The organism is Flavobacteriales bacterium, assembly GCA_020635395.1.
Classification (GTDB): Bacteria; Bacteroidota; Bacteroidia; order NS11-12g; family UBA9320; genus UBA987.
The window spans coordinates 1286706-1300275 of the sequence record JACJZV010000001.1 but is presented as its reverse complement, the minus strand read 5'-3'; the positions used below and the strand labels follow the sequence as shown (position 1 = coordinate 1300275).

General features: G+C 38.6%; 13 protein-coding genes. 4 read left to right on the top strand and 9 right to left on the bottom strand.

Translation table 11 applies throughout. The annotated features are described in order from the left end of the window. Nucleotides 1-83: 83 nt before the first annotated feature. Nucleotides 84-1190 carry a DUF1573 domain-containing protein gene (locus tag H6607_05555; GenBank protein MCB9261823.1) on the top strand — a complete coding sequence of 369 codons (1107 nt, stop codon included), beginning with the start codon at nt 84-86 and terminating at the stop codon, nt 1188-1190. A 314-nt stretch (nt 1191-1504) separates the two neighbouring features. Next, nucleotides 1505-2695, top strand: a complete 1191-nt coding sequence (locus tag H6607_05550; GenBank protein MCB9261822.1) for a trypsin-like peptidase domain-containing protein — start codon at nt 1505-1507, stop codon at nt 2693-2695. A gap of 6 nt (nt 2696-2701) precedes the next feature. On the opposite strand, the gene H6607_05545 is transcribed toward H6607_05550, so the two are convergent. From H6607_05545 to H6607_05520, 6 genes are all read right to left on the bottom strand, one after another. Further along, nucleotides 2702-4033, bottom strand: a complete 1332-nt coding sequence (locus H6607_05545; protein MCB9261821.1) for a 2-oxo acid dehydrogenase subunit E2 — start codon at nt 4031-4033, stop codon at nt 2702-2704. Between the two features lie 242 nt (nt 4034-4275). Next, nucleotides 4276-4659, bottom strand: a complete 384-nt coding sequence (locus H6607_05540) for a heavy-metal-associated domain-containing protein (protein MCB9261820.1) — start codon at nt 4657-4659, stop codon at nt 4276-4278. Continuing rightward, complete coding sequence (locus H6607_05535; GenBank protein MCB9261819.1) at nt 4637-6844, bottom strand: TonB-dependent receptor; 2208 nt, start codon at nt 6842-6844, stop codon at nt 4637-4639. The genes H6607_05540 and H6607_05535 overlap by 23 nt, the downstream gene beginning before the upstream one ends. A 111-nt stretch (nt 6845-6955) precedes the next feature. Beyond that, entirely contained in the window at nt 6956-7333 is a 378-nt protein-coding gene (locus tag H6607_05530) for a hypothetical protein (protein ID MCB9261818.1), read from the bottom strand. A 96-nt stretch (nt 7334-7429) separates the two neighbouring features. Further along, nucleotides 7430-9019: a hypothetical protein gene (locus H6607_05525; GenBank protein ID MCB9261817.1), complete on the bottom strand. Its 1590-nt coding sequence runs from the start codon at nt 9017-9019 to the stop codon at nt 7430-7432. After that, on the bottom strand, nt 9016-9597 hold the full coding sequence (locus H6607_05520) for an RNA polymerase sigma factor (protein MCB9261816.1): 582 nt from the start codon (nt 9595-9597) through the stop codon (nt 9016-9018). The genes H6607_05525 and H6607_05520 overlap by 4 nt, the downstream gene beginning before the upstream one ends. A gap of 194 nt (nt 9598-9791) precedes the next feature. Between H6607_05520 and H6607_05515 the strand changes: the two genes are divergently transcribed. Continuing rightward, nucleotides 9792-10142 (top strand): hypothetical protein, encoded by a 351-nt coding sequence (locus H6607_05515; protein ID MCB9261815.1) that lies wholly within the window; start codon nt 9792-9794, stop codon nt 10140-10142. Nucleotides 10143-10194: 52 nt separating this feature from the next. On the opposite strand, the gene H6607_05510 is transcribed toward H6607_05515, so the two are convergent. The 3 genes from H6607_05510 to H6607_05500 all read right to left on the bottom strand — a co-directional run bounded on the left by H6607_05510 (nt 10195) and on the right by H6607_05500 (nt 12386). Continuing rightward, a complete protein-coding gene (locus H6607_05510) occupies nt 10195-10608 on the bottom strand; it encodes an EamA family transporter (GenBank protein MCB9261814.1) in 414 nt (137 codons plus the stop codon). Between the two features lie 175 nt (nt 10609-10783). Next, nucleotides 10784-11503, bottom strand: a complete 720-nt coding sequence (locus tag H6607_05505; protein ID MCB9261813.1) for a cation transporter — start codon at nt 11501-11503, stop codon at nt 10784-10786. A gap of 16 nt (nt 11504-11519) precedes the next feature. After that, on the bottom strand, nt 11520-12386 hold the full coding sequence (locus H6607_05500; GenBank protein ID MCB9261812.1) for a glycosyltransferase family 2 protein: 867 nt from the start codon (nt 12384-12386) through the stop codon (nt 11520-11522). A gap of 92 nt (nt 12387-12478) precedes the next feature. Between H6607_05500 and H6607_05495 the strand changes: the two genes are divergently transcribed. Beyond that, a complete protein-coding gene (locus tag H6607_05495) occupies nt 12479-13090 on the top strand; it encodes a hypothetical protein (protein MCB9261811.1) in 612 nt (203 codons plus the stop codon). The last annotated feature ends 480 nt before the right edge of the window (nt 13091-13570 follow it).

The window sequence follows — 13570 nt, the reverse complement described above, 5'->3', positions numbered from 1 at the left end:
AAATAACATTCCAATTTATCACTTTGCCATACAACCTTTGTTGCACAATCTTTGTCTTTACATTTGCAACAAATATTTAAAAAGTGAATTTAACTCAATATTTACGTATTTCATTTATTCTTTCTCTGTTTCTAACATCACTGATTTCGGTAGCCCAAGTGCCACTAAAATCTCTAAAATTTGATAAGGAACTCATTGATTTTGACACCATTGCCTTCGACTCTGATCCTATTTTGCTTGAATATATTTTTACCAACACCAGCGATGTTAATTTTGAAATAAAAAACGTGATGGCCAGTTGCGGATGCACGAATACTGAGTGGACAAAAGTGCCGGTAAAACCTGGAGAAAAAGGCTATGTTAAAGCTACTTTCAATCCCAAAGGCATTGCAGGCGATGTTGAAAAGAGCCTTGATATTTATGGCAATTTTAGCAATGCGACAACCAAAATTCTAACTTTTAAAGGCCATATTACTGAACCCGAAGAGTTGAAAACACAAGAATATTTTAAAGGACAATACGGCTATCTTTTAACCAACAAAAACATATTGGGGTTGGGTCGTGTTTTCGACTCAAGAATCTACACCGAAAAAGTTTTCTTTTATAATGATTATAATATTCCTGTACATATTAAATCTCTTCTAAAAGCTCCAGAATATGTTAATGTTGAGTTTTCAAAAAAAGAACTTCAACCGGGTGATACATCTTGGGCAACTATAACGATGGATATGTCGCAAGTGGGCAAATATGGTTTGATAAACGATGACATCACCATTGAAACCACCGATGCGGTTATACCAATTAAAGGAATCAAAGTGGCTTTTGATCTACAGAAGGATTTTTCAAAACTTAAAAAAAGACAGTTAAAAAAAGCTCCTGTCATTATGGCAAACCAACAGCATTTTGATTTGGGAACAATCAAATCTGGAACGATAAAACAATTCAGTGTTGAAATAAAAAATAATGGACTTGATACACTCCGAATCTATAACGTTGAAACCGTGTGTGGATGCACTACCATTGGTTTTAGCAGTGCAAAAATTGCCCCGGGAGAATCCTTGAGGGCAACCTTAAAATTTGATTCTTTGTTTATGAAAGGTCAGTCAAACAAGCAAGTGGTGTTATATACAAATGACCCCAAAAACCACCGATTTACATTTTTGGTTTCGGCCAATATTATCGAAAATTAGTTTGCCTCCATCCCTTTTAGGATACTAAAATTGGTATTATTGTTGTTAGAAAAAGCAAAAAATAACAATTTATGAATCGTAAGTTTGGTTTTACTATCTTGTTTTTAAGCATCATAACATCTGCTGCCACTTCGTATTTTTTAGTCAAAAATTCCACAAAATATCGTATCAATAATACTGCCGAATTGTTGATGCAGCCCATGCCCATTGGTTTGCAAAGCAGCAGTGTAAATAATGCCAGCGGAGTTAGTTTTATCGAAGCATCAAAAAAGAGTACTCCTTCCGTGGTATTTATTAAAACTGAATCGGAAGCTATGGTAAGATCATCTCTGTGGTTTTTTGATTTCGACCCATTTGGAAATATTGGAAAAGTGTCAAGTTCAGGTTCGGGAGTTATTATTTCAACCGATGGATATATTGTAACCAATCATCATGTTATCAAAAACGCCACCAAAATTGAGGTAGTATTGAATAATGGAAAAAAGAATTATCAAGCCAAAGTAATAGGAACCGCAGAATCATCAGATTTGGCTTTGTTAAAAATTGAAGCCGAAAACCTTACAGCTATTGACTTAGCGAACAGCGACGACCTGCAAATTGGAGAATGGGTATTGGCCGTGGGCAACCCGTTTAACCTTACAAGCACCGTTACGGCTGGTATCGTAAGTGCCAAAGGAAGAAACATAAATTTGGTAAGAAATGAATTTCCGATTGAGAGTTTTATACAAACCGATGCTGCCATAAACCCTGGAAACAGCGGTGGAGCGTTAGTTAACCTAGATGGAAAACTGGTAGGAATAAACACGGCCATTGCCAGCAAAACCGGTTCTTATGTAGGATATGGATTTGCCATACCCAGCAATATTGTTATCAAAATAATCAATGATTTAAAAGAATATGGTCAGATACAAAGAGGGTTGGATGGCCTGGAAGTAGTAGATATTAATGATGCCATTTTGGAGAAAACCAGCAATCTTGAGGATGGAGTTTATATTTCAAGAATTACCGGTTTAAATGATAAGTCGAAAAGTTTTGAAGTTGGCGATGTGATTATCAAAATTGATGGCAAACCGGTTTTTAACAAATCAAATTATGATGAAATTTTGGCACATTATCGTCCTGGCGACCAGCTGACCTATACTGTTTTGCGAAAAAGTAAAGAATTAACCATTGAAACTAAATTGGTAAATATGGATGGCAATTTTGATTTAAAAAAGCGAGAAATCGTCCATTCTGACAAACTGGAGGCCGACTTTGAGGTGGCAAGTAAATTTGAGTGCGACCACTATGGGATTAATTATGGAGTGAAAGTAGTGAATGTGGGAAACGGATTTTTGCGAAGGGCAGGAATAGATGATGGGGCTTTTCTAACCTCAATAAACAACGAGGACATTAGCAATTTACCCGATTTTATCGAAAAACTGGAAAATATAAAAGGCACGGTTCAAATTCAAGGTATTGGCCCCCAGGGAGGCCGCCAATATTGGAGATTTTATGTACGCTAAGAATTTTTAAAATTCCCTGTTTACATCCCAATTTTCGAGATAGTCGGCAACTCGTTTCACAAACATTCCACCCAAAGCACCATCCACCACCCGATGGTCGTAGCTGTGAGATAAGTACATGAAATGGCGAATACCAATTACATCGCCGTATTCGGTTTCAATTACCGCTGGTTTTTTAACGATGGCTCCTGTTGCCAAAATGGCCACTTGTGGTTGGTTTATTATGGGCGTACCCATCAAATTACCGAAGGTGCCAACATTTGTTATGGTGTATGTTCCACCTTGAATTTCGTCAGGTTTTAGTGCATTTTTTCTTGCTCTTTCGGCCAAATCGTTTACTTCTCTTGCCAAACCAACCAAATTTTTGGTGTCGGCATTTTTTATAACCGGAACAATCAAGTTGCCGCTTGGCAAGGCTGCCGCCATTCCTACATTTATTGATTTTCGTTTTATTATGTTATCGCCATCAACTTCCACATTTATCATCGGAAAATCTTTAATGGCTTTTACCACCGCCTCAACAAAAAGTGGTGTAAAGGTTAACTTTTCACCCTCTCTTTTTTGAAAAATATCTTTGTTTTTATTTCTCCAGTTTACCAAATTGGTAACATCAGCTTCAACAAAAGACGAAACATGGGGCGAAACGTGTTTGCTTTTTACCATGTGGTCGGCAATCAGTTTTCTCATTCTGTCCATGGCAATAATCTCGTCACCTGCATTTAGGCTGGCAGCAGGTTTGGAAGTCTCGGTTTTGGCAGCAACAACAGCTGTTTCAGCTACTTTTGTAACCTCCGCGGGGGCCACTTGTTGGGCAGCTTTTCTTCCGCCTTTTACATAATCCAAAATATCTTTTTTGGTCACACGGCTATCTTTTCCCGTGCCAGGCAAAGATTCCAACTCAACCATTGAAATACCCTCTGTACGGGCAATATTCATCACCAATGGCGAATAAAATCTATCGGAAGCCACTGAGCCATTAGAAATAGAGGCAACACTCGCTGTTTGAACCGCCGATTCGATGCTTTTGGATATAACAGAAACCGGTGCTTCTGATTTTGGCTGCTCCGCCACCGACTCTGGTGCGGCTGACGAAGAGGCCTCTGTTTCTATTACAGCTACCACTGCACCCACTGCCACAACATCCCCCTCATTACAAAGCAATTGCATTATTACCCCAGCTTCCGAACTTGGCACCTCTGAATCGACCTTATCGGTGGCAACCTCCAAAACCGGCTCATCAACTTCTACCCTATCTCCCACATTTTTCATCCATCTTATAACGGTCGCCTCATTGATGCTTTCGCCCATTTTGGGCAGTACTAAGTTGTATTTTGCCATGTATTTCTAACTGATTGCCAAAAAATTAACTCATTTTTGGAGGTGCAAAGAAACAAATTTTAGAACAATTTTTTGCCAATTGCATCAACCAATTGCCTTTTTCAGCAAGAATATTTTGAAGATTATTGCGTATAATTTATAACGCCAAGAAGGTTTCTTGAAGAAATAGAAAGCAAAAAAAGCAACCTAATGTTGCAGCAACAAAAGTGGGTTATTCGTTTTTATCGATTTAACTTTAAAAACTATTCTTCCTTGCAAACTCCGCCTGGCTGACAGCATTTGGGTAGTTTTGATTCGGACACTTTGTTTGCCGACAATTTACTGGTTTTGTACCCCAATTCGCTGATTATTTGGTGAATATCATTCTCTCCAAATTTTGCATCGTTATACCGAACCGTCATTATTTTTGTGTTTACATCCCAACTAGCATAGCTGATACCTGGCAAATCAAGAGCCTTTTCAATTCTTTTTTTGCACGAACCGCATTGGCCTTCCACTTTAAATTCAATTAACACACTTTTTGACTGAGCCGAAAAGGCAACAGCACAAAGAGCTAAAACAAGCATTAAAATTCGATTTTTCATTTCTTTATTATTTACAATATTAATCATTATGTTCTTTTTCATGGATTATTCGATACCTAAACCCGCCGTAAAACATCCTGCCAAAAATGGGTCCATACACGCCAGCGGCATCAAAAGTGGTGCCAAATGGATTAGCAGATGAAGAAATCGGATTTCGTTGCCTTACATTCAAAATGTTTTCAACCCCTATATATGTCTCTATATTTTTCTTTATCTTCTTACTCACTTGGCCATTCCAAAGCAAAAAGGGTTCGGTTTCATAAACAGGATTTGGGTCTGTTGTAATATTGACATACGTTGGTATAACCGTACGCATTGCACCTACCAAATTGGCAGTAGTGCTAAACTGCCATTTCTTTCTGTTTTGTTGGGTGATATTGATAAACCCTCGGTGTTTTGAAACATAGGGCAATTGTTTTCTTACTCCCTCATAAACCGTTGTTACATCAAAAAGTCTGTAGGCCAGTCTAATTTCGGTTCTCCTTAATGGTTTTACATCCATTTGAAATTGAAAACTATTGGCTCGTAAACCATTTTTGAGCGATGAAAACACAACGCCATTTGGCCAATTTTCACGATTTACTAACAACTCATTTTTAAAATCTGTTTTGAAAAAATCAACAACAAAAGTGGTAGGCATATAGCCCCTTAGTTTAGTTTTGTGTTGTATGCTAATGCCTTGATTTTGAGAAATTTCCTGTATAACTCCGAATTGCTCATTTGCCTTTTTAATAATCGAAACCGATTGATTGCTGATAAACAATTGTTGATTTTGAGCCAAAAAATTTGGGGTTCTATGACCGTTTCCACCAGAGATTCTAACGGTGGTATTTTTTTTGTTAAAGGAATACTTGAAATGCACTCTTCCGGTCATAAACAAACCAAACAGGCTCGAATAATCGGCTCGGATGCCCGAAACTAACGTTAAAGCTGAGTCAATTTTTAAAGTGTATTCAAAATAGGCACCGGGTGTGTACTCTTGTTTTTCAATCAAAATAGTTTCTAACTGTTCCTTATTTATATCCCCCAAAAAAGATACTCCTGTTTTGTATTCATGATTGGTATTGCCAAAAATATTTTGATACATCAAATTGACATAAAATGACTTTCCATCCAAATTTAAAAGCTTGCTGTTCGTATCATTGCCATAAGATGTTGAAGTGTTTATGCTGCTAAAAGCATATTGCGACCCAAAACTTTTATAGGGCTTATCTTTATATGATTTGCCCAGCTTTGCCCAAGCATCAAGTTGTTCGTTTCCTATATTTACCAAATAGGGCGATTCGCCCCCAACTTGTCCGCCTAACTTTTGGTCATGATTATATGAAACATTGGCCTGCCCCTCCACCCCACTTTTGTTATAAAACTGCCACCGATTCATCCATTGCATCTGATTCCCGGTAGGGTTATCTCTAAATCCATCTCCATTTCTATCCATCGAAAACGGACTAACGGAAAACCGCCCGAAAACAGAAGTTGCCACATACTGACTCAAATCTCTTCTCAACATCAAATCGGCCTCTGTTCTGCCTGATTGAGCTGTAAAAAAATCGAACAAAAAAAGTTGGTTGCCAAAGGGCTTTTTCAACTCCACATTTATCTGCCCCGCCATGCTTTCAAAACCGTTTACAACACTGCCCGCACCTTTGGTTATTTGTATTCCATCTACCCAAGCAGCCGGAATAAAACTGAGTCCATAAAACGTATTTAAACCTCTAACGGAAGGCATAAACTCGCGAGAAATGGAGGTATAAACCCCATCAAGCCCCAACATCTTTATTTGTTTTGTACCGGTTACGGCATCCGTAAAAGCCACATCAATGGCAGGAGCGTTTTCAAAACTTTCCGACAAATTGCAGCAGGCTGCTTTTTGAAATTCACTCTCCCTAAGTTCAAACGTGGTTTCCACACTTCGGCTTTTTAATGAAAAACCCTGGCGTTGGACATTTACCACCACATTTTTCATCATTGAGGCATCCGTTTTTAAAGTAATTTCTATTTTCTGATTTGCATTGGTAATAAAAACAGTATCTGTTTTATATCCCACATAACTCACAATCAACGGATTAGAAAAATTATCAAGCGTAATACGAAATTCACCGTTTGCATTGGTTGTTGCCCCTGTTTTATAATTGTTTTGCTGCCATATTTGAGCCCCTACAAGCGGAAGTTTCTCACCCTCATTTTGCCCAAATACCACTCCGGAAATTGTTTGTCCAAAGGACATTTTGGCAAAGAATATGCACATCAATAGCACTAAATTTCTCATTTTGTTTCATAAAAAAATTGAAAATTAAAATTGAATCGGTCAGTTTAGTATAACGAATGAAACAAGATTTTAGCACAGAAAAACCTGCAGTTTGCTCTGCTTTTCGGCATTGTCGGGTGGTGGAATATTGGTATTATAGCTTATTATATTTTCAAAAACTGTTGGCAAGACAATTGAGTAATCGGGCAACTCATTCAGAAAAAAATTGCATGGCAACTGCACACTACAGGAAAAGGTATAATCGAGCAAAATTTGCTCTTTAACTACTGTTTGCTCTGTGCAGCAGGATGATTCCTTTTCGGAACAACAACCGTCGCTTTGGTGGTTTTGGCTTTCAGAAAAATGAATGCTTTTTATCTGTTCGCAGCAATAATCTATACATATTTGAAAGCCTGAAAAGCTTTGAAATAAGATGATAATTGAGAATATTGAAATGAACTTTTTCATTTATTTTCACCACAAAGGTAAACTTAAAAAATTACAGTACAAAAAAGGCGATTCGCCTACAGCGAATCGCCTACCAAAATAACTAAAACAGTAGAATTAGTTTTTAACGGGAGGTTTACCATAGCCCGGGAAACCGGACTTACCGCTTCCGCCTCCTGAGCTTCCTCCTCGTCTTGGGACAAATATATCATTATTTTGGTTATTCCCACCGTTGAATTCCCAATTAGAACCACTTGAATTGTTAGAAGTACTCTTTCTTTTATCACATGGGCCGCATGGACATGGCGAAAACACTTTTGACGAGTCCGAAGAATCTATGTAGAACATTTGAGTTGTTTCTTCGTAATGTCCCGGAACATTGACTATTTTCTTTGCTTTATCCTCACTCAAGTCCACCACAATGCCAATTCTGAATTGAGAAGCATCCATTTTTAGGTTTTTAAATCCTAATGAATAATCAAGGCCATTAAATGCCGTATTGTTGTAGTCAACTACTTTTAAAGGTTCTGTTGTAACAAATTCATATCGTCCATCAAGATATAACCGTGGGGTTAGTTTCACTTTTAGTCCGGCCCCAAATTTGGTTGAAAATGCAGCCGAAGTAAAAATGTGATGATCTGTGCTGCTCTCGTATTCGGTGCTTGATAGCAACTGGCTTACCGTTTGCCCAGTGGTCAAAATGCGAGTACCAATGGAGCCGTTTAGATAAGGCACCAAACGAAACTGAGCCCATTCGATATGTGCTGTGGCATACAAGTCATTTCCATGTGTTCTGAGTTGCGAAAACCCTTTATCCTTGTTGGCTGAGTTGATTTCTACCTCATCTTTATCGTTTCTTCCATAGAACTGCATTCCCCAGTCCAAACCACCGTAGATAGCCAAAAACTCTCCAGGTAACAAATTACCCGACATAAATTGGAGATTAAAGCCGTGTGTAGCGGAGCGACGGCCAATAGAATTCCAAGCCATTGTGTCCTGCATTGTTTGATTGGTGTAATGTAAACCTATCCAACCTTGCTCAATGTCGTATTTCGGCTTTTCATAAATCCATCGATATGTGGTGTCCACCCAATATCTTGTGGTCACCGTCTTCCAAAATTTGGTGGAATCCGGGTTTTGAACTTGGTCAACTGGGGGTAATTCACCTTCTATCGGTACAATTGGGTCGTTGAATATTTCATTTTCTTTTTCCGAATTATCAGCGGTGTTGGAAGAAGTTTCTTCGGCTTCGACCACTTTCTCGGTAGATTCATCCGATTCTTGCTGTGAAGGGGCATCGTCTAAAACCTGTGTAGAAACACTATTTTTTGAAGGATAGTCCATTGTTTGCTTAGGTATATTGCTCTTCTCTTCAGGTATCTTTTCGCTTGATAGGTCTGGGGAAACAAAATTTGTTAAAGGTGTTGCATTTTGGTTTTCTGTTTGGTTTATAGCTGTATTATTGTTAAAATTCGACATCCATAAAACAGCGGCTGATATAGTTGCTAAAAGTGTCATAATCAAAATATTTTTAAAGTTAAAAACTGTACTTTTTTTCTCTTCTATTGGTACTAAAATTGGGCTTATTCCATCTTCTTCCAGCAGATTGAGCATATTTTGCCAATCGGCATTTTCAAAGCCGGCTTCATAGCCTTGCAAACCGTTTTTTAGCAGTTCATCGGGCAATATGTTTTTCGGTGCTTTCATTGTTTCTCAATCCATTGTTTTAACATTTTTCGGGCATTGTTTACATGCCATTTACTTGTACCTTCCGATATTTCGAGCCTTTCGGCAATTTCTGCATGCGTCCATGCTTCTATCGCAAAAAGGTTGAAAACCATTCGGGTGGTGGGCGGAAGTTTTTGCAAAAGCACAATCAAATCTTCGGCGTACAACTTGCTTACTACATCCGGGTTCAACCCGGTATCTTCCGGTTTTTCGTCAACCACCACGTTATTGTCGTATCTGGTTTGACTTCTAAACTGGTCGATGGCAGTATTTTGTACTATTCGGTATGACCATGCTCCGAAATCTTCCGATTTCTTGAATTTGCTTAAGTTTCTAAAGATCTTTAAAAAGCCGAGATTTAGTGCCGAAACGGCATCATCGCGGTTAGAGAAATATCGAAGGCACAGTGCCAGCAGCTTGCCGTGATACATTCTATAAAGCTCGCTTTGAGCCAATCGGTCATTATCCAAGCATTTGATAATCAAATCATTGAGTGTAACTGAGCGATCAACCGTCGTTGATGTCAATTCGTTACTCCATGTTTTTTCTACTACCAAATCTTTCGCCTTTTACTATACTCTACGTTACAATTTTACCTCAGGTTGGGTGGGGTGGTAATTTTTTTTTGCCGCAAAATATGTGCTGAATATTACACTTTCGAAAAAAATCATCTTCCATTATTCAGGATATTGTTTTTTCTTCGACCAATATTTTAGAAACAGTTTTCAACTTAAAAATTATAAAAAACAAAATGAAACAACTCGTATTAATTTTAGTAAGCGTTTTTGGGTTTGCATTGGCATCTCAAGCACAAACAACAACTACCGGAAAAACTCAGGCTTCGCCTAAAATGGAACAAAAAAAGCATGTTTGTACAGATGCCTGCAAAAAAGCAGGGAAATGTGTTGTTGTACACGGCGAAAAAGGACACACTTGCACGGAAGCATGTAAAACATCGGCAGCCGCTTCTTCTGGCTCATCTGAGGCTAAACCCGCCGAAAAAACACAAGGTCACAGCGGATGCAACCACAACAGCAGCGAGGGTTCTGGCCAAGGCACCACCGAACACAAATGTGCCGGATCGTGTTGCAAAAAGAAATAGGAAATTTTAAATGATAACAGAAAAGGCCGTTTTTAAAAGACGGCCTTTTTTGTTATATAATAATTACAACTGTTCCAAAAATAATGAAGGCAGCACCAATGGCGGTTTTCCATGTTATGTCTTCTCCCAAAAATATTATGGCAAAAACAATAGCCAACGCCACACTTAGTTTGTCCACCACCGCCACTTGCGAGACTTTGCCTAATTGCAAGGCTTTGAAATAAAAAATCCACGAAAACCCAGTGGCCAAGCCAGAAAGAATTAAAAACAGCCAGTTTTGTTTGGATAAATTGCCGATGAAATTTGCCCCGCCACGAGCAAAAGCGATAGCCCAAGCCAACAACAAAACCACCACCGTGCGTATGGCCGTGGCCAAATCAGTATCCACATTTTTAATTCCGATTTTAGCAAAAATGGCCGTCAGAGCCGCAAACAATGCGGACAGTAATGCATACATCCACCACATATTTTTTAAACTTTGATGAAGTTCGAAAGTAGTGAATTTGGAATAAATGTTTTGAGGAAATAGGTTCGGAGATTCTAAGTTTAAAACTTCTAAATCCAAGGTAATTCGATTTACTTACCCCTCTAAACCTTTAACCTTTAACCTTTTATCCCTAAACCTTATTCGCCACGGCGAATTAAACCAACACGAGCATCGCTGCACTCATGGCTATCATCAACCCATCTTCGATAATGGTTATGCTGCTCATGGGCAAATTAAAAACGGTTCCTAAACAGGCACATTGAATTTGCTTTTTGTTTAAAACCGATTGCAAAACACCAACAATGCTCACGGTCATCACAATTAAAGTGGCTAAATTGGTAAAAAAGGGATTGAAATTTATCAAATAGGCGATGCCCAATAAAAACTCAACGAACGCATAGATGTATCCCCACACGGAAAATTGCTTTGCCACCACGTCATACATGGCATAACTTTGGGCAAATGCTCTTAGATTGAGCATTTTGAAAAAAGAAAAAACAAGAAAGAATGCCGCCATAAAATGCCGCATCCACTGCATCAAATCAAACCCCGCATTTTGAGTTTGGATGACCAGTGTGATGGTTGATATATACCCAAAAACCACTAAAATGGGTTTGTAGGTTTGCCACCAACTTTTGGTCGTTTCAACGGCCATAGTATTTTTAATTTCAGATATAGTGTACTTGCTTTGTTTGCCACCCAACACCTCTTGCATTTCCGGAATGGTATGCGTTTTATCCCAATTTATTTCCACTTCGTTTTTGTCTTTTGAGGCAGAAACAGTGGTAACGCCAGCCATTTCACCTAACAAATATTGAACTTTCCACTCGCAGCTTTCGCAAGTCATTCCTTCCAGTCTAAAAGTTGTTTTCATGCTTTTCTATAAACTTTTAAACTTCTATATAGTTTTTGTATTCTCCCAATCGAACACCAAAAAGTTGCTCAAACCAATATAAAAACCACGTTTTTAATCCAAACCGCTTGAACTTTGGGTCGTGTGTAAACTGCCAATTCATTTGGTCAATTCTATTTTGCATTACCTTTGGGTGGGTGTCTTTAAAACGTTTAAGTGAATCTATTTGGCTGTAATCAAAGTCTTTTTCGGGGTCATACCGTTCATTTACCCAATCGTCCGTATGCCAAAGTTTATTAGCCTCTACAGCCTTTGCCATCATAAATTTTGGATGCCGCACCCAACCATAATGATAGATGGCTGCTTCAATCTTTTTTACCTTTAGCTTCTCTCCTTCCTTTCTGAAACCTTGAGCGTCCTTCCAACTTTTTATTTCCGGTTTATTTTTGATAATTCTAATTTCTTTTCGATACCATGTTCGGCTGTCGCCCACAAAATCGTAGCTTCCATAAAAGTGAATGTAGTCGAACAACAACCCTTCTACCCTATTGTCATCCTTAAATTGCTCCATTTTCCAGCGGATTTCAGCATAATACTTTTCATGAATGCACTCATCGGCTTGGATATATATCAACCAATCACTTTTCGGATTTACGGCAGCTTTGGCCTTGTCAGTTTCTACGGCAAGCACTTTGCCACCTTCCCGCAGACTGTCGTCCCAAATGGTGTCAACAATTTTTATTTTTGGGTCGATAGATTCAATCAAATTTCGGGTGTCATCGTCTGATTTTCCAACGGCCACTACCATTTCATCCACCAATGGCAACACACTCAAAATGGCTTCCCGAACAGGATAATCCAACTTGATGGCATTTTTAACGAATGTGAAACCGGAAATTTTCATGGGGCGAAGGTAGTGTTTATAGGCATGAGACTATGAGATTTGATAAAGGAGATTTGTTTGAAATAGAAAATGGTTTTAACCGTTAGGCTTTTATGCTTCGCATTTTTGTGTTTCTAGTTTCGTGTTTGATGTTTGGCGTTGCCAATGCATGCTGTGCCGGAGATCATAGACCACTTAATGAACAAGTGAATAACTATCTATTGAATGGCCACTTTGTTTTTAAGGGTAAGTATTTGATGCAATACCGCGACAGTTTGCTTTGGATTCAAAGAGATGGCATTTTGGCTTATGATGTTTTTCAGGTGATTGAATCCTGGAATGGCATTGATCAATACGCATCAATCGTTGCGTTGTGTAATGACGGTAGTAGCACCAGTTATCGATTTATTAAAGATTCCAGTTACCTTGTATTTGGTAGTTCCACCACGCCTTACGACTTAGACGCCCGTTTGTTGTACACCAATATTTGCATGCCGACAGGCAAACTATCCCAATCCAATGAAGTTTTACAGATATTAGGCTCGGGCTTTATCCATACATTTGATTCTTCAAATGCGTTCCTCAAACCTAATCCAGTTTTACCGGATGAAATACAAACTGATGTTAAATCCAATTTTGACTGGCTGCAATTTTCGTTGTTTGGCAACGCAATGTTTGTATTGCTTTTGTGGCTAGTTTGGAAAAACGGCAGGGCAAAAAGCTGACTTTTCCCCGTGCGTGGTCTTTGTATCTTTTTAGTTACTTTCCCAGAATTTTATTTGTCGTTTCTTGCGTTTTGGATTTTTTTGATTCAGAGGATTTGACCATTTGGTTTTAGGCGATGCCCTGGGTTAACGAACTTGATAACCCTTATGAATGGAAACGAAAACGGTTTTCTTATTCATATAACATCACCCCATCCGTAAACCTTAGCTTTTTCTATGTATTTAATTGGAAATAATTGAAAGGTGTATAACAGACACTATAATCTTTACAACTCCGGATAGGCTGTTTACACTCTGCACAACGGTTTCATAACGTCATGCAGAGGCTTGCCGCCGCATCTCTGTTTTTTACTTCTCTAATTCGTAAGAAAGAATTTCAAATAAATTTTTAGATGTTTCTCACGCTCTCCATAACGACGAGAATTCTAATCAACTTCCCGATAGCTGTCCGGACTATATAAACAAAGGGTTTGGGAACGC